The sequence below is a fragment of the Corynebacterium sp. P4-C1 genome (genome assembly GCF_030503595.1).
GTDB lineage: Bacteria > Actinomycetota > Actinomycetes > Mycobacteriales > Mycobacteriaceae > Corynebacterium.
Map to the genome: position 1 here is coordinate 2,167,462 of NZ_CP129966.1, position 16,163 is coordinate 2,183,624.

The window sequence follows — 16,163 nt, forward strand, 5'->3', positions numbered from 1 at the left end:
TGCGGAACATGTCTACCCGCAGGCGATTCAGCCTGAAGGAGTGAGCTTTCACCCCGACCCCGACATCGACGGCAACTGGTGGCCGCACCCTGCGCTAGAAGCCGAGTGGTGGGACACGCCGCGCGATGTGGACCTGGTGCACATCCACTTCGGGTACGAGCACCGCACCCCGGAGCAGCTCCAAGAGCTGGTGGATGCGCTGCCGGTGCCGCTTGTCGTCACAGTGCACGATCTGGACAACCCGCACTTGTCGGATCCGACTGACCAGGAACGCCACCGCTCGAATGTGGGGGTGCTCGTCCGCGCGGCCAAGCAGGTGGTCACGCTCACCGAGTCCGCGGCGGCCACCATCGCGCAACGCTACGGGCGGGAGGATGTGGCGGTGGTGGGGCACCCGGCCGTGGTCAAGCAACCGCCCGATGTGGAAGCGGAAGCGGATGCCGCGATATTCCTTAAATCGCTGCGAGCCAACGCCGTCGCGGACGCGGACTTCTACCGCGCAATCGCCGCGCGTGTTCCGCTCACCGTGTACATGCACGATGTCGATGCGACCCTTCAGCTCCACAAAGAGCTTTCGCTTATCGACGGCATCACCCCCGTCCGTCACACCCCCATGAACGACCATGAACTGCACTCCGCTGTCGCCTCCCACCGAGTGTGCATTCTGCCGTACGTGCGGGGGACGCACTCTGGCTGGCTGGAAATGTGCCGCGACCTGGGTGTGAGCGTCGCAGTGCCTGATTGCGGCTGCTACGCGGACCAAGCGGACACGCCCGAGGCTGTGTCGGTGTACCGCACGGGCGAAGGCGCCGATGCGGGACGGGCCACGGCCGAGCTCCTCGCTGCCGGCCCGGTGCCGTACCGCGGCGACCGCGAGGCGCAACTCCAGGACATCAAGCAGATCCACGCCGGAATCTACGCGGCCGCTCTCGATGCGGGGGCCGCGCGATGACGATCACACTGACCGCCGCTGACGACCTGCAGAGCACCCCTCAATTGCGGATCGCTTTTGTCGCGCCCGCGCGCTACCCCATCCGCGAGCCGTACGCCGGCGGCCTGGAGGCGTTCTGCCACACAATGGTCAAAGCCCTGCGCGAGGAGGGCCACGAGGTGGATTTCTTCGCGGCCAAAGGTTCGGACGGCAACGTGAAGGGCTTCGAGCTACCCGGGGTGGACTGGGGGTCCAGCCCCGAGCGCGCCACCGACACCGGGTACCCGGCCGGGGAGAAAGAGCGCGAGGAACAGGCGTTTCTGCGTCTGCGTGAGCACCTGGTGGAGCAGCAGTACGACGTGGTGCACAACAACAGCCTCAGCCCGGCGATGTTCCCCTCGGCGGCGTCGCCCGAGCCGTTGCCGATGCTGACCACGCTGCACACCCCGCAGTTGCCGGAGATCCAGGAGGTCGTGGACGCCGCTGGTCACCTGGCGGGGCGGTTCGTGGCGGTGAGCACCACGACCGCGCGCAGCTGGGACATGCCCTCCCCGGTCGAGGTCATCCCCAACGGCGTCAACGTCAGGCGCTGGGCAGCGGGGCCGGGTGGCGACGGCGCCGTCTGGTTCGGTCGGATTGTCCCGGAGAAGGGGCTGCACCTGGCCATGGATGCCTGCCGGCTGCTCGGCCTGCCGCTGACCATTGCAGGCCGGAAAGGCGACCACGCGTATTTCCAGGAGGAGATCGCCCCGCGGTTGGACGGTCAACTCATCCGCTGGGTGGGCGAGCTCTCCCATGCGGAGCTCCGCCGTCTCGTCGGACGTCACGCCGTCTGCGTGGTCACTCCCCGGTGGGAAGAGCCCTTTGGTCTGGTCGCTTTCGAGGCGATGTCCTGCGGTACGCCCGTCGCGGCTTTTGACCGCGGCGGCATGGGTGAGCTGCTTGCGGATGCCCCGGCTGTCCTCGTCGAACCCGACGACGTCGTGGCACTCGCTGGCGCGATCCACCGCGCGCTCCACACGGACCGCGCCGCAGCTCGCAGGTGGGTGGTGGAGAACCACAGCCTGACTCAGACTGCGAGGCGCTACGTTGATCTCTACCGGGAGGTGGTCGTGCGGTGAGCACGGGAACGAACGTGATCGGTATCTACTCGCACCATCACGGCAGCGGGCACATTCAGCGCTGCCGGAAAATCCAGCACGAACTGCGTCAGATGGGATGGGACGCGGTCATCTTGTCCACTGTGCCGGGCGCTGACGTCGTCATCGCGGATGATGCTGGACACGGCCATTCCGGCCGCGCCATGACCGCCGGCGGGACACTCCACTACGCCCCGTACGGTAACCGCGGGTTGCGGGAGCGTTTCGCCGCCGTCGCGTCCTGGGTGGCGGAGAATGACCCGGCAGCATTCTATGTGGACGTCTCCGCGGAGATGTGCATGTTCCTGCGCCTCATGGGTGTTCCGGTGATCACGCTCGCGATGCCGGGGCTGCGCGATGACATGCCCCACCAGCTCGCCTACCGCCAGTCCGATGCCATCATCGCGGCGTGGCCGTCGTGGGTGCCGGTGCCTGAACACATGCGCATGCACTCGGACCGCCTCCACCTGGTCGGCGGCATCACCAGACTCGAGCGGCCCGCCGCAGTGAGCGGAGCGGAAAGCAATGTAGAGCGCGACCCGCACCACGTCGTTGTCATGGCCGGCCAAGGAGGGTCGACGTGGGAGCCGGGGGACTGGGCGGCGGTGGAGCAGGCCTGCCCCGATTACCGCTTCACGTTCCTCACCGGGGAGAACCGCGTGGAGGACCCGACGGAGCTGATCGCCTCCGCGGGCGTCGTGGTCGCCGCGGGCGGCCAGAACTCCATCGCGGATATCGCCCACTTGGGCGCCCCGGCCGTGATTCTGCCGCAGCCCCGGCCGTTCATCGAGCAGAAGGCGTCGGCCCAGCTGCTGGCACGCGAAGGCTTGGCGGTCGTACCCGAGCGCTTCCCGGCACCGGAAGAATGGCCGGAGGTGCTCGCCGCCGCCCGCGCCTTGGATACGGACTGGTCGCGGTGGGAGACCGAAGGGTCCGCGCGCCGGGCTGCCGAGGTCGTCGCCGCGGTCGCAGACGACCCCTCGGACGCAAAAGCAGCCATAGTGACGCTTGCCAACGCTGACCGCGTCAGCCACCTCACCCACCAGGTCAATCTCGCGCCCGAGGGCACTGACCACATCACAGTCGCGCTCGCCGACCGTGACGTCCTGGTGAAAGCAGTGCCGAAGAGCCACGTCGTGTCCGTCGACGGCGAGGAGGACGGTGCCAGCACCAATGCCGGCAGCAGCCACCCGAACCTCGCCCGGGCACGCAACCGCGGGGCAGCCGAGGCGATCGCGCGCGGAAATGATGTCATCGTCTTCCTCGATGCCGACTGCGTCGCCGGCGGCGATCTTGTCCCGCTGTACATGAAGGCGCTCGCGCAGCACCCGAATGCGGTGGTCGCCGGGCCGGTGACGTACATGGGGGAGTCGGAGCTGCGCACGGTGCGTCCCGACCCCCATCCAGCGCGCCCGAATCCCCCGGCGGGAGAGGTCGAACGCGCGGGGGATTACAACCTCTTCTGGTCCTTATCGTTCGCGTGCACGGCCGCGACGTGGCAGACGATCGTCGATAGCTTCGGCGGTTTCGACGAAGCCTTCACGGGGTACGGCGGGGAAGACACGGACTTCGCCTGGAACCTGCGCGAACACGGCATCGACCTGTTGTGGGTCGGTGGCGCGCACGCCTACCACCAGTGGCACCCCGTCTCTTCACCGCCGTGGGAGCACCTCGACGACATCCTGCGCAACGCCTCCGTCTTCCACGGCAAATGGGGCACGTGGCCCATGCAGGGGTGGCTGCGCGCCTTCGAGGAGGCAGGAGCAATCGCGCTTAGCGACGGCTCCTTTAAGCGCACCCCCTAAGCCCTCAAGCGAACATCTTCTCGCCGACGAAGCCGGTCTCGCCCACGCCGGGCGGGATGAGATACGTGCCCGTATTCGTCGTCTTCAGGTATTCGAGGAACATATCGTCGCGCGACAACGACTGATGCACGGTGGCGAACCGGTCGACGGTGCGCGTGTGGGCGATGAAGAACAAACCCGCGTCCAGCCGCCCCTGGTCATTGGAACCGTCGACGAAATTGAACGAGCGGCGCAGCATACGGATGCCGCCGTTCTGGTCGGGGTGGACGTTGAAGAGGTGCGAGGTGTGGTCGATGACGGGCCGGCCGCGCTCATCCGTGGCGGTGAAATCTGGCTCGTCGAATTCGTCGGTGCCGGTCAGCGGTGCACCCTCGACCTTGTCGCGGCCGGTGACGCGTTCCTGCTCTTGGAGCTGCAGGGTGTCCCAGACCTCGATGTTCATGGCGATGCGCCGGACCGTCATATACGACCCGCCCGCCGCCCACGGCTGCGAGGAATCCGCCGGGATCCACACGTGCTCGTCGAGTGCATCGGTGTCTTCAGCGCGGATATTCGCCGTGCCGTCCTTCTGGCCGAAGAGGTTGCGCGGGGTGGTCGCTTCGCGGGTGGTCACGGCTGCTTTGCCAAAGCCGATCTGGGACCAGCGCAGCACCGCATCCGGCACCGCCAGCCGCGTCAGGTTGCGGATGGCGTGGGTGGCCACCTGCGGGTCGTTGGCGCATGCCTGGATGCATAGGTCGCCGTCGGACCGCTCGCGGTTGAGGAAGTCGTTGGTCATCGGGGGCATGTCCGTGAACTCGTCCGGCAGCTTGCCCGCCAGACCGAACTGGTCGCGGAACAGGCTGCGCCCGAACCCGAACGTGAGGGTCAGCGCGGACGGGCCGAGGTCGAACGCCTCCCCGGAATCATCCTGCGGGAAGTTCTCGTCGCCGCCGAACGCGCCCTTGGAGCTCACTTCACCGCCGAGAGTGAGTCGGCGTGCCGCCTCGGTCCAGCGGGTGAGCAGGTCGATCAGGTCGTCCCGGTCCGCCTTTTCGTCCATGTCGAAGGCCGCGAAGTGCAGGTTGTTCTGCATCGGACTGATGATCCCGGCCTGGTGGTCGCCCGCGAAGTCGATGATCATCTCCTCGTGGGCGGCACCGTCGATGTCGCCGCCAGAACTGCCGGAGCCGCCGGCGGAAGAGCCGTCCTTGGAGCAGGCGGCGGCAGCCGCACCGGCGGCGCCGACACCGCCGAGGGCCAGGAATTTGCGCCGGTTGAGCTTGCCCATTTAGGATTCCACCTCCGCGTCCACGTTGAGCCCGAGGACGGTGCCCGTCAGGTTGGACAACGGTTCACGCAGCGCGTCGAGCGAACGCGTCAGCTCCGCCTGCTCGCCGGAATCGACCTCGTCGTAGTCGACGAAACCGGATTCGAGGCTGCCGTACTGGTCGAGCAGTTCCTGGATGTCGTTGAATCGGGTCTCGATTTCGTCGACAAGCTTCTGGCCTTCCTCCCCGCGCTCGGTGGCGATGCCCTTGACCATGTCGAAAGCGATGCGCGAGCCCTGGATGTTGGCCTGGAAGTCGTACAGGTCCTTGTGCGACCACCAGTTCTCCTCGCCGGTGACCTTGGTGGTGGCCACCTCCTCGAGCAGCTCCATCGCGCCGTTGGAGACGAAGTCGACGGTGATGTCCTGGTCCTCGATGAAATTCGGGGCGTTGACGGTGGTGTTCAGCTGCTCGACGTCGGCGATGAGCGTGTCCGCGATCTCGCGGCGCTTCGCGGGGTCGGACGGCTCCCAGTCCTCGCGGGCGGGCGAGCCGTCGGCGTTCTTGTCGTCCTCAGCCGGCGGCCACAGGTCCTTCTCAATGCGGTGGAAGCCGAGCCACTCGGTGAACGTCGGGTCGTCCTTTTCCAGCTCGTCGGCCTCGGCGATGTAGTCCACCTCGCGGTAGTCGATGCGCGGGTCGAGCACTCCGAGCGCCTCCGCGACGGGCTCGATGCGCTCGTAGTGCACGCGGGTGGTGGCATAGAGCTCTTTCGCTTTCTCGTCGTCGCCGGCTGCGTAGGCTTCCGCGAATTCCTCGACCTTGGGCAGCATCTCCTCGACTTCATTCTGGACAAAGGCGACGTAGTTGTCGCGTGCCTCGTTGAAGCGCTTCTCGTCGGACTCGGGGTGCTGGATCGGCTCGCCCGTCACCGTGAATTCGCTCTGGCCGACGTTCGCTCCGCGCAGACCCGGCTTGCAGGCCGTGTAGTAGCTGCCGGGCTCGAGCTGCACGGTGAGGTCCGCGGTGGAGCCTGGTGCGATGTTCTCGCGCTCGGCGATCACGCGCAGCCCGTCGTCGGCGAGCACATAGAATTCGGTGACGCGTTCACCGGCGTTCGTGATGGAGAATGTGTTGGTTCCGGACTCCACGGAATCCGTGGCCACCTTGCAGGAATCCTCGTTCGCCTGGACGTCGAGGGCGTCGCCCGAGCTATTTTCCACGCACCCGGCGAGCGGCAGAGTGAGTGCGGCAGCGGCGAGTAGGGCGGGGGAGCGTTTCATAGTGAGACCTTTCGTGCGTTTTCTTCGTGTGCGGAGACAGCGTCCGTTGCGCTTTCACGCTTATCGACGCGCCCCTGCTTCGCCGCCCTCACGTGCTTGATGAAGATGGGGACGATGACGGCGATGTAGATGAACCAGGCGATGACCTGCAGCCAGGACATTTGAGGCATGAATCCGGTGAACGCCTGGAGCAGCGTGGCGGTGATGCCGGCCGGATCGACAACGTCCTCGAGATTGAACGCCCACCCGAACGGGAAGGATGCCATCCAGAACGGGTAGGAATCGAATCCGGTGAGCACTTCGCCGGTGCGCGGGTGCGTCGGGGCAATGGGGGCGCCGGAGAACGGGCCGGGGAGGAACTGCGCCTCTTGGAGGTCGTGGACGGCGTAGGCGAGAATGCCCGCCGCGACGACAATGAGCAGCGCACTGGACCAGGTGAAGAAGGTGCCCAGGTCGAGCTTCAGTGCGCCGCGGTAGATCAGCCAGCCCATGACGACGGCGATGCCGATGCCGAGGAAAGCGCCCCCGACCGCGCTCGGAGTGGTGGTCCACCCCCAAAGCAGCAGCGTCAGTTCGATTCCTTCCCTGGCGACGGCCACGAACGCGAGCCAGAACAGCGCTTGCGTTCCTTTGGCGAGCGCTGCCCCGGTCTTGTCGTCGAGCATGGTGCGGAGCTTGCCGTTCTCGTTGCTCAAAGAGACGATCATGCCGGTGATCATGGCCACGGCGATGAGCGACATGATGCCGCCGATCGCTTCCTGCGCCCGGAACGACAGGCCGTAACGCCCGAAGGTGAACAGGGCGCCGAGCGCGGTGCAGATCACCGCGGCGGAGACGACACCGACCCACACGGTGCGGCCCGCTTTTGCGGCCCCGCCGTCGTTTCCGCGACGTGCGATGGCAGCGAACAGCATACCGACAATGAGTGATGCTTCCAGGCCTTCGCGCAGGCCGACCAGGAATGCTGCAATGAACATGGCTGGAACTTTCTTGTGCGTGACACGGCTTGTCCGAATGCGGTGACCAGCGAAACTTAGGGTCACCTTGACTAGCCAAGGTTAACCTTACCTAACGCTCATTGCGGATGAAAAACGCCCTCCCCGCTTCAGTGCGGGAAGGGCGGAAAAGCGAGGTGGGCGTGCCGATGAAACTCCGGAAAGAACCCCGGTCAGAACTTCGGGGCGCGGCGCTCCAAGAAGGCGGCGACGCCCTCGGCGTGGCCGGGGCTTTGGAGCAGTTCGGTTTGGAACCTCGCCTCGTTGATCAGGCTGCCCGGCAACTGGGGCAACGCGACCCGGTTCACAGCGCGCTTGGTCTGGGCGATGGCGCCCCGCGGTGAGGTGGAGAAGCTCTCAGCCCACTGCTTCGCGTGGTCGAGGGCGACACCGTCGTCGGTGACATCGGCGAACAAGCCGAAATTCACGGCGTCGGCAGCCGGAATGCGCTCCTGCAAGAGGACCAGCTGCATCGTGCGGTGGCGGCCGATTGAAGCGGCGAGGGTGGCCACCGCGCCGCCGTCCGGCATGAGTCCAATGCGCCCGAAGGGGAGGGTGATGAAGGACGATTCAGCCGCGACGATGAGGTCGCACGCGCAGGCCAGCGATGCACCAACCCCGGCGACGGCACCCTCAGCGGCGGCGATCACCGGCACATCTGCGCGGGTGATCGAGCCGATCATGTGCTCGATGCCGCCCAGTGAGTGCGCGGCGGCTTCCGTGGAGCTCTCGGCGGTGAACGCCTCGATGTCCATGCCGGAGCAGAAAGACTTCTCGTCGCCGGTGACGATGATGCAGCGCACCGCCGGATCGGCGTTCGCCGCCTGAACGGCATCGCCGATCGCCCAATAAGAGTCCGGCTCCAGCGCGTTGCGCTTGGCGGGGTTGGAGATGCGGACGAGGGCGAGGGTGCCGTCGATAAGCGAGGTGATGTTCCCCTTGAGCTCGCGCGACATTGCAGCGGCCTTTACTTGACGAAGCCCGCGAGGCGGCCCGTGATGATGTCCGCCGCTTCATTCGCGATGCGGGTGACCACCTCGTCGCAGGTCGGGATGTCGTTGATGATGCCCTGGACGATGCCGCAGGACCAGATGCCCGCGTCGATGTCGCCGTTCTCGTAGACCGTGCGCCCGCGCTGGCCGGAAACCAGGTCGCGCACCTCGGGGAACTCGGCGCCGGCGTTGAGCTTCTCCACCACCTCGCGGCTGACCTCGTTCGAAGCCACGCGTGCGGTGTTGCCCAGGGTGCGGAAGATGAGCTCGGTGTCCAGCTCGGAGCGGGAGACGATCGCTTCCTTCACATTGTGGTGGACCGGCGCTTCCTCGGTGCACAGGAAGCGGGTGCCCATGTTGATGCCCTCGGCACCGAGCGCGAGAGCCGCCGCCATGCCGCGGCCGTCGGCGAAACCGCCCGACGCCACGATCGGGATGTCAAGCTTGTCGGCCGCCGCCGGGAGGAGGACGAGACCCGGGATGTCGTCCTCGCCCGGGTGGCCGGCGCATTCGAAGCCGTCGACGCTGACGATGTCCACGTCCTTCTGCTGCGCGCTCAGCGCGTGGCGCACGGAAGTGCACTTGTGGATCACGGTCACGCCCGCGTCCTTCAGCATCGGCACGAGCTGTGCCGGGTTCGCGCCCGCCGTCTCGACGATCTTGACGCCCTTCTCGACGGCCACACGCAGGTACTCCTCGTACGGCGGCGGCGTGATCGTCGGCAGGATGGTCAGGTTCACGCCGAACGGCTTGTCCGTCATCTCCCGCATCCGGTCGATTTCCTTGCCCAGGTCTTCCGGGGACGGCTGTGTCAGCGCCGTAAGGATACCCAGGCCGCCCGCATTGGAGACAGCGGATGCCAGATCGGCGGTGCCGACCCACTGCATGCCGCCCTGGATGATCGGGTGCTCGATACCGAGCATCTCGTTGACACGGGTCTGAATCGTCGTTGCCATTGTCGGCTCTCCTTTTGGTCTCGTTGTCTCCACGTCGATTTCAACGTGATTGTTCGGACTGCCTAATGAGAGCCACATTACACATTGGGTGGAAATGTTGCGTAGGTAACGCGATGTTGTTCAGTGCGCTGAATGAATCCGGCGGGGGATTCCCTGAAAGGCCACGTGGAATTAACTTCCCTGTCAGCTCCCTCGAATATTTTTCACAGTATGTCTTCCACGTCCCGCCGCACGGTTCTCAAAGCTCTCGCCCTCGGTGCGGGGGCCACTCTGGTCGCGCCCGTTCACGCGCTCGCGCAAACGGGACCAGGACTCAGCTCGTCGGGCTCGTCTGCCCTCCAGCTCTTCGGTCCAGCAGGCGGTCGTGCCGTGGGCTCCTCGGAATCCGGTCTCGTCGCTGGCAATGTCGGCTTCAACTCGCGCGGGCGCTTTCTCGTCGGCGACGTCCAGGTGGTCACTGTGACTGAGGACTCGGTGACGATCTCTTGGCTGACGTGGGATGCACAAACGGACACCGCCAAAGCACCTCAAGGATTTCCTACTGCGGGGGAGCTGCGCGTATGGCCGGTGGACAATCCGTCGGACACTACCGTTGTCTCCAGTCCCTCGGACCGTTACTTCCACCAGCTCACCGCAACGGGGCTCAAGCCGGACACGACATACGCCTACCTGGCCACATCCCACGGCACAGAAGCCGCTGCCACCCACAACCGCGCACAGGAAGAGACGCGGTTGTTCACCACGCTTCCACGGCTCACCGGGCCGCTGCTGGGGACCATCGTCGTTGCCAACGACACACACATCGGGGAGAACGGCGACGGCATCTGGAAGAACAACTTCCCGCCCCCGGCTCGATCGCTGCCGGGGGAGCGCCCGTACCCGGAAGTTTCCCTCGACGCGGTGATCGACACCGCCCATGAAGTCGGGGCCAGCCACCTGTTCGTCAACGGTGATGTCACCTCGGAGGCGCGTCCGCGGGAGATTGAGCGCGCGAAGGAGCTGCTCGGCCGCTTCAACGGGAAAGTCCGTTGCACCCGCGGTAACCACGACCGCCCGCACAAGCTTTCCGACGGCCCCGAATACGCCGATGCCCCCGCATACGACGAGTCCCACACCGACGGGTGGGGTGCCGTCTTCGAGCCGCGCCAAACCGCTTGGGTTGAAGATGTACGCGGCGCGAACGGCGGTCTGATCGCCCGGGTAGTCGGGATTGACTCGACGAAGCTGGACACCAGCGGCGGGATGATCTCTCCGGAGCAATTCGAGCAGATTCAGGGCATTTTCGACGAAGACAGGGTGACACCGACCGTCGTCATGCTGCATCATCCCGCCACGCGGCAGGCGGCGTGGTCGAATCCGGCCGGCCCCGCCTTCGTCCTCCGCGACCGCGACATCATGAGGCTGCAGCGCATGATCGCCGCCCAGGACAACATCAAGCTCGTCCTCACCGGTCACACTCACCGCGGTCGGAAGAACCGCCCGGACGCGGCGAAGAATACTGTCTTTCTCGAAACCCCGGCCGCGAAGAACTGGCCGACCGGCGCGACCCAGATCCGCTTCTTCGCAGACGGCATGGCGGTGAATTTCCGCCAGAATTCCTCGGAGGAAGCCCTGCGCTGGGCTGCGCGTACCCGCTGGACTGTTTTCGGGCTCAGCCCGGAGACGATGCTCGGCCCGCTTGATTCCCGAGCGCTGGTGATCGGCTACTAAAAATCGAAGTCGAAGCCGCCGCCGCCGAAGTCTCCGAATCCATCGAAGAAGCCGCCGCCGTCGTCGGTGCCTCCCATCTCTCCGGCGTCCATGCCAGCGTCGCCCATGTCGCCAGAGTCAGCACCGTCAGCTCCGTCGGCACCTGTTCCGTCGAACCCGCCGGCCTCGAAGCTGTCCGCGCTGGCTGCGGTGGCCATGCCCGCGAACATTGTGGAGTAGAACATCATGGAGCTAGCCGCCCACATGCCGGTCATAGCGGCGGGTGCCCACCAAGCGGTGGAGTACCAGCCGGCCGGGACGGGGCGGCCGGCTACAGCGCCGCCGGGGTAGTAGTGCGGCGTGGCCGAGCTGGCGTAAGGGGAGGCCTGCACAGTCTCGCCGTCGAATTCGGCGCTGCGGGGTTCGCTCACGCGGCCGGCCTGGCGCTGCGCTTCCAGCTCTGGCAGTTGCGGGCCGGGCGCCAAACCGAGGATCTCGCGGGCAGCGTTGACGTAGTACATCCCCTCGAGGGCGGATTCGCGGGCCAGCTGCGCTTGGCGGACCGTCCGCGCCTGGGTCAGGGCGGAATTGGCGGCGTTGTAGCGCTCGGAAGCGTCGGCCATCGCTTGCTCGGAGGCGGTGTCGGTGCCGGAAATGGTGAGCACTTGGTGGCCGAGGCGGTCGACCCACCGTCGGGCGTCGGCAAGCGCGTCCTCGAAATTGGCTCCCTCGACCTGCGCGCGCTGGCTGTTGTTTTGCGTGCGGCCGATGAGCGTCACGGCACCGCCGACCACCGCCGCGATCACGGCACCGCCGACCACCGCCGCGATGACGAGCAAGCTGAGAAGTCCCATGTCCGATCCTTTCCGTAACTGTTTTCCCCAACGGTAGCTGAGCCTCAAACATTCCTTCCGAGATTCTTCCGTGGTGTCTTTTTGGAGTGGACCGTGCTGTGGGATACACTTGTCTGCGCGTATTCACACACGTTTACGCACGTGGGAATGTCGTATAGTGGCTAATACCTCAGCCTTCCAAGCTGAAGACGCGGGTTCGATTCCCGTCATTCCCTCCACTCGAGCCGGTTTCCGTGTCCATGCGGAGCCGGTTTTTTCATGCAAAGGACGTGCACAGCAAATGCCCCGGTGGTGAAACCGGGGCGGGGATGTACGGGGGCGCGGAGGCGCGGCTTAGTTCTCTTTCGGGGCTTCCGTCTTGACGAATTCGATGGCCTTGCCCTGGCTGGCCAGAGCGACAGTGTTTTCGTCGAGCTGGTAGACCGCCGGGTTGGCCTGAAGGATCGTTTTCAGTGCATCAGCGTCGGCTGTTGCGGCGTCGTCGCAAAGCGCCAGCGTCTCGGCGAGGTCCCCGACGCGCAGGTTGCCGGCGGAATCGAAGTGGTACGTGGCGTTGCCGGCGTTGCAGCCGTCGTTGTAGGCCAGGGTCCCGTCGGCGTTTCCGGCCGGCTTGAACTCAAGGGTGATGTCCTTGTTGTTCTTCGCCTGCAGCGGGGTGTTGAGCGCGGCCGTCGCCTTCACTGGGTCCAGGTGATTGGCACCCTGCGGCAGATCGACGGTCAGCTGGGAGTCCTGAGCCTTCCCGGGGCCGTGGATCGCGGAGCTCATCTGGGCGATGCGGCCTTGAATGCCGGAGGCTGAGGAGAGCTCCTGCGCGCCAGCGGTGCCGGTGCCGAGTGCGCCACCAGCGAGGGCGACGGCGGCGGTTGCGACTGTCAGTTTCTTCACGTTCTTCACGGTTGCGCGTGTCTTGGAAGTCATGTTTTCAACGGTATGGGCGCTGCGCGCAGAATCAAGGACTTGAAGCAACACCAATGAGGTTATGACGTGCCGGCCACCGTCCCGCCAGGTTCGCGTGCGTCGAAGTCCAGGCTCACGGCCCTCTTCCCGCCCCCTATGATTCGGGGGTTTTCCGGAGCACGCTAGAATCGTCTCCCGTGAGCCAGCCCGGTGCCAAGCCGGCGGTTTTCACCGACCAACGGGGCGTGGCGCAGTTTGGTAGCGCACCTGCTTTGGGAGCAGGGGGTCGCAGGTTCAAATCCTGTCGCCCCGACAAGGAGACGAAGTCTCCCCGAAATACTTTGAACGATTCCGCAATCTAGATCTAGCCAGGAGAGAATTTCCGTGAAGACTTCCGTGGACAAGCTCAGCGACACTCGCGCGAAGCTGACCGTGACCGTTCCGTTCGACGAGCTCGGCCCGGAAATCGACCAGGCGTATAAGGCCATCGCCCAGCAGGTCAACATCCCGGGTTTCCGTCGCGGCAAGGCACCCCGCCAGCTTATCGATGCCCGCTTCGGCCGCGGCCCCATCCTCGAGCAGGTCGTCAACGACATGCTTCCGACCCGCTACGAGGCCGCTGTGACGGAGAACGACCTGAAGGTCATCGGCCAGCCGGAGATCGACATCACCAAGATCGAGGACAACGACGTTGTCGAGTTCACCGCTGAGGTGGACGTCCGCCCGGAGATCACGGTTCCGGACTTCTCCAAGATCTCCGTCGAGGTCCCGGCCCTGAAGATCGACGACGAGGCTGTCGACGAGGAGCTAGACAACCTCCGCGCCCGTTTCGGCGAGCTGAAGGACACCCGCCGCAAGATGAAGAAGGGCGACTTCGCTGTCATCGACATCGAGGCATCCATCGACGGCGAGAAGATCGAGGAAGCCTCCACCGAGGGCATCTCCTACGAGATCGGCCGCGACGACCTCATCGAGGGTCTGGACAAGGCCATCAAGGGCCTGAAGACCGGCGAGGAAGCCGAGTTCACCTCCGAGATTCAGTTTGGCGAGCACAAGGGTGAAGAGGCCACCATCAAGGCCACCGTCGTGCAGACCAAGGAGCGCAAGCTGCCGGAGCTGGACGAGGAGTTCGTCCAGATGGCATCCGAGTTCGACACCGTCGAGGAGCTGCGCGAGTCCACCCGCTCCCAGCTCGAGGAGAACAAGAAGGCGCAGCAGGCCGCCGACATCCGCGACGAGGTGCTGAAGGCCGCTCTCGAGCAGACCGAGTTCGAGCTGCCCGCCGCAGTCGTCGACGAGCAGGTCCACAACCAGCTGCACCAGATCCTCGGCCAGATGGCTCACGACGAGGCCGCTTTCGCCCAGATGCTCGAGGCGCAGGGCACGACCCGCGAGGAGTTCGACAAGGAGTCCCGCGAGCAGGCGGAAGAGTCCGTCCGCACCCAGCTGTTCCTCGACGCAGTCGCCGACCAGGAAGAGCCGGAAGTCTCCCAGCAGGAGCTGACCGACCACATCCTGTTCACCGCGCAGTCCTACGGCATGGACCCGAACCAGTTCATCATGCAGCTGCAGCAGTCCGGCCAGGTCGCCAACCTTTTCGCTGACGTCCGTCGTGGCAAGGCTCTGGCCGCCGCGATCTCCCGCACCTCCGTCAAGGACGACGAGGGCAACACCATCGACCCGGACGACTACTTCGGCGAGATCGACGACGAAGAGATCGCTGAGGCGGAGGCCGCCGACAAGGAAGTCGCTGAACAGGCTGAGACGGAGCAGAAGGCCGACGAAGCCGACAAGTAGGCCCCGGGGCTGACCCCGTCGCACCCCAAATACCTATTCCGCGATACCTATTCACTGGGTGATCGTGCTCCTGCCGAGTGAGCCGACCTTGACAATAGGCATCGAGGAATAGGTATTTGGACTTTGTGGGGGAGTTCTGCGCGGCGATCCCGGCCCAGCCTCTTCCGCGGCATCCCGGCATCCTTGCATTCCGGCGCGGACCCGCGGCGCCGGCACCTCTACGCTGTCAGCGAACACAGCCCCGCCCGCGGAATCCGCAACTAGGGTGGGGCGTTATCGTAGGCGAGAAACGATTGATATTGATTAAAGGAGCACATCGATGACTTCTCCGGCAACCGGCATGAACTTGGGTGACTCGGTGTACGAGCGCCTCCTGCGCGAGCGCATCATCTTCCTAGGGCAGGAGGTGAACGACGAGATCGCCAACAAACTGTGCGCGCAGATCCTGCTGCTGTCCGCGGAGGACCCGAACCGCGACATCTCGCTGTACATCAACTCGCCGGGCGGCTCGGTGACGGCCGGTATGGCTATTTACGACACGATGAAGTACTCCCCGTGCGACATCGCCACCTACGGCATGGGCCTGGCGGCGTCGATGGGCCAGTTCCTGCTGTCCGGCGGCACGAAGGGTAAGCGTTTCGCGCTGCCGCACGCGCGCATCATGATGCACCAGCCGTCCGCAGGTGTCGGCGGCACCGCCGCGGACATCGCCATCCAGGCTGAGCAGTTCGCCCAGACGAAGCGCGAGATGGCGGAGCTCATCGCGGAGCACACCGGCCAGACCTTCGAGCAGATCACGAAGGACTCGGACCGCGACCGTTGGTTCAACGCCCAGGAGGCGAAGGAATACGGTCTCGTGGACCACGTGATCTCCAGCGCCCAGGGCACGATCAGCAACTAACCGGCAGAGCTACACACAGAGGAGAAAATCACTATGTCTTTCCAGATGCCCAACTCCCGTTACGTCCTGCCGAGCTTCATCGAGCAGTCCTCGTTCGGCACGAAGGAGACGAACCCGTACTCGAAGCTGTTCGAGGAGCGCATCATCTTCCTGGGCACCCAGGTCGACGACACGTCCGCGAACGACATCATGGCGCAGCTTCTCGTTCTGGAGTCGCAGGACCCGGACCGCGACATCACGATGTACATCAATTCCCCGGGCGGCTCGTTCACGTCGCTGATGGCGATCTACGACACGATGCAGTACGTCCGCCCGGATGTCCAGACGGTGTGCCTGGGCCAGGCCGCGTCCGCCGCCGCCGTGATTCTCGCGGCCGGTGCGCCGGGCAAGCGCGCCGCGTTGCCGAATTCCCGTGTGCTCATCCACCAGCCGGCCACTGAGGGTGCGCGCGGACAGGTGTCCGACTTGGAGATCCAGGCGCAGGAGATTGAGCGTATGCGTCGCCTCATGGAGGACACGCTTGCCCGCCATTCGGGCCGCACGTCGGAGCAGGTCCGCATCGACACGGACCGCGACAAGATCCTCACCGCCGAAGAGGCTGTCGAGTACGGCATCATCGACCAGGTCTTCGACTACCGCAAGCTCAACGCATAAGCTTATCGACGCAAGAA

General features: G+C 65.3%; 14 protein-coding genes and 2 tRNA genes. 9 read left to right on the forward strand and 7 right to left on the reverse strand.

Features of this window, described 5'->3' with window-relative positions; all coding sequences use genetic code 11:
• The first annotated feature begins 40 nt into the window (after positions 1-40).
• From QYR03_RS10290 to QYR03_RS11060, 3 genes are read left to right on the forward strand one after another with little or no spacing between them, the layout of a single operon-like run.
• Positions 41-952, forward strand: coding sequence for a glycosyltransferase (locus tag QYR03_RS10290; protein WP_301978623.1), 912 nt, complete (start codon positions 41-43; stop codon positions 950-952).
• Positions 949-2,052 (forward strand): glycosyltransferase family 4 protein, encoded by a 1,104-nt coding sequence (locus QYR03_RS10295; RefSeq protein WP_301712897.1) that lies wholly within the window; start codon positions 949-951, stop codon positions 2,050-2,052. The genes QYR03_RS10290 and QYR03_RS10295 overlap by 4 nt, the downstream gene beginning before the upstream one ends.
• On the forward strand, positions 2,049-3,875 hold the full coding sequence (locus tag QYR03_RS11060) for a galactosyltransferase-related protein (RefSeq protein ID WP_367620399.1): 1,827 nt from the start codon (positions 2,049-2,051) through the stop codon (positions 3,873-3,875). Before QYR03_RS10295 ends, QYR03_RS11060 begins: the two co-directional genes overlap by 4 nt.
• 4 nt (positions 3,876-3,879) lie before the next feature.
• On the opposite strand, the gene efeB is transcribed toward QYR03_RS11060, so the two are convergent.
• The 5 genes from efeB to QYR03_RS10330 all read right to left on the reverse strand — a co-directional run bounded on the left by efeB (position 3,880) and on the right by QYR03_RS10330 (position 9,351).
• Positions 3,880-5,145 (reverse strand): iron uptake transporter deferrochelatase/peroxidase subunit, encoded by a 1,266-nt coding sequence (gene efeB / locus QYR03_RS10310; protein WP_301712896.1) that lies wholly within the window; start codon positions 5,143-5,145, stop codon positions 3,880-3,882.
• Positions 5,146-6,408: an iron uptake system protein EfeO gene (gene efeO, locus QYR03_RS10315; RefSeq protein WP_301712895.1), complete on the reverse strand. Its 1,263-nt coding sequence runs from the start codon at positions 6,406-6,408 to the stop codon at positions 5,146-5,148.
• On the reverse strand, positions 6,405-7,385 hold the full coding sequence (locus QYR03_RS10320) for an FTR1 family protein (RefSeq protein ID WP_301712894.1): 981 nt from the start codon (positions 7,383-7,385) through the stop codon (positions 6,405-6,407). The genes efeO and QYR03_RS10320 overlap by 4 nt, the downstream gene beginning before the upstream one ends.
• Positions 7,386-7,576: 191 nt before the next feature.
• A complete protein-coding gene (locus tag QYR03_RS10325) occupies positions 7,577-8,359 on the reverse strand; it encodes an enoyl-CoA hydratase-related protein (protein ID WP_301712893.1) in 783 nt (260 codons plus the stop codon).
• Positions 8,360-8,370: 11 nt separating this feature from the next.
• On the reverse strand, positions 8,371-9,351 hold the full coding sequence (locus QYR03_RS10330; RefSeq protein WP_301712892.1) for a nitronate monooxygenase family protein: 981 nt from the start codon (positions 9,349-9,351) through the stop codon (positions 8,371-8,373).
• A 210-nt stretch (positions 9,352-9,561) separates the two neighbouring features.
• Between QYR03_RS10330 and QYR03_RS10335 the strand changes: the two genes are divergently transcribed.
• The gene (locus tag QYR03_RS10335; RefSeq protein ID WP_259851247.1) at positions 9,562-11,061 is read left to right on the forward strand and encodes a metallophosphoesterase; all 1,500 of its coding nucleotides are present in this window, start codon (positions 9,562-9,564) and stop codon (positions 11,059-11,061) included.
• On the opposite strand, the gene QYR03_RS10340 is transcribed toward QYR03_RS10335, so the two are convergent.
• The gene (locus tag QYR03_RS10340; protein ID WP_259851246.1) at positions 11,058-11,894 is read right to left on the reverse strand and encodes a DUF1542 domain-containing protein; all 837 of its coding nucleotides are present in this window, start codon (positions 11,892-11,894) and stop codon (positions 11,058-11,060) included. The two genes, QYR03_RS10335 and QYR03_RS10340, sit on opposite strands and share 4 nt — an antisense overlap.
• Positions 11,895-12,037: 143 nt before the next feature.
• On the opposite strand from QYR03_RS10340, the gene QYR03_RS10345 reads away from it, so the two are divergent.
• Positions 12,038-12,112: transfer RNA gene (locus QYR03_RS10345), tRNA-Gly, on the forward strand.
• A gap of 115 nt (positions 12,113-12,227) precedes the next feature.
• Here QYR03_RS10345 and QYR03_RS10350 read toward each other — a convergent pair.
• The gene (locus QYR03_RS10350) at positions 12,228-12,815 is read right to left on the reverse strand and encodes an META domain-containing protein (RefSeq protein ID WP_259851245.1); all 588 of its coding nucleotides are present in this window, start codon (positions 12,813-12,815) and stop codon (positions 12,228-12,230) included.
• A gap of 218 nt (positions 12,816-13,033) precedes the next feature.
• On the opposite strand from QYR03_RS10350, the gene QYR03_RS10355 reads away from it, so the two are divergent.
• From QYR03_RS10355 to QYR03_RS10370, 4 genes are all read left to right on the forward strand, one after another.
• A tRNA-Pro gene (locus QYR03_RS10355) sits at positions 13,034-13,107 on the forward strand.
• Positions 13,108-13,178: 71 nt separating this feature from the next.
• The gene (tig, locus tag QYR03_RS10360; protein ID WP_259851244.1) at positions 13,179-14,591 is read left to right on the forward strand and encodes a trigger factor; all 1,413 of its coding nucleotides are present in this window, start codon (positions 13,179-13,181) and stop codon (positions 14,589-14,591) included.
• A gap of 319 nt (positions 14,592-14,910) precedes the next feature.
• Complete coding sequence (locus QYR03_RS10365; RefSeq protein WP_259851243.1) at positions 14,911-15,492, forward strand: ATP-dependent Clp protease proteolytic subunit; 582 nt, start codon at positions 14,911-14,913, stop codon at positions 15,490-15,492.
• A 33-nt stretch (positions 15,493-15,525) separates the two neighbouring features.
• Positions 15,526-16,146, forward strand: a complete 621-nt coding sequence (locus QYR03_RS10370; protein WP_259851242.1) for an ATP-dependent Clp protease proteolytic subunit — start codon at positions 15,526-15,528, stop codon at positions 16,144-16,146.
• Positions 16,147-16,163: the final 17 nt, after the last annotated feature.

Bases quoted from the DNA above. Each gene is read 5' to 3' on its own strand.
- QYR03_RS10350 (WP_259851245.1), bottom strand. From the start codon at position 12,815: ATGACTTCCAAGACACGCGCAACCGTGAAGAACGTGAAGAAACTGACA.
- QYR03_RS10320 (WP_301712894.1), bottom strand. From the start codon at position 7,385: ATGTTCATTGCAGCATTCCTGGTCGGCCTGCGCGAAGGCCTGGAAGCA.
- QYR03_RS10330 (WP_301712892.1), bottom strand. From the start codon at position 9,351: ATGGCAACGACGATTCAGACCCGTGTCAACGAGATGCTCGGTATCGAG.
- efeB (WP_301712896.1), bottom strand. From the start codon at position 5,145: ATGGGCAAGCTCAACCGGCGCAAATTCCTGGCCCTCGGCGGTGTCGGC.
- QYR03_RS10370 (WP_259851242.1), top strand. From the start codon at position 15,526: ATGTCTTTCCAGATGCCCAACTCCCGTTACGTCCTGCCGAGCTTCATC.
- efeO (WP_301712895.1), bottom strand. From the start codon at position 6,408: ATGAAACGCTCCCCCGCCCTACTCGCCGCTGCCGCACTCACTCTGCCG.
- QYR03_RS10335 (WP_259851247.1), top strand. From the start codon at position 9,562: ATGTCTTCCACGTCCCGCCGCACGGTTCTCAAAGCTCTCGCCCTCGGT.
- QYR03_RS10295 (WP_301712897.1), top strand. From the start codon at position 949: ATGACGATCACACTGACCGCCGCTGACGACCTGCAGAGCACCCCTCAA.
- QYR03_RS10365 (WP_259851243.1), top strand. From the start codon at position 14,911: ATGACTTCTCCGGCAACCGGCATGAACTTGGGTGACTCGGTGTACGAG.
- QYR03_RS10340 (WP_259851246.1), bottom strand. From the start codon at position 11,894: ATGGGACTTCTCAGCTTGCTCGTCATCGCGGCGGTGGTCGGCGGTGCC.
- QYR03_RS10325 (WP_301712893.1), bottom strand. From the start codon at position 8,359: ATGTCGCGCGAGCTCAAGGGGAACATCACCTCGCTTATCGACGGCACC.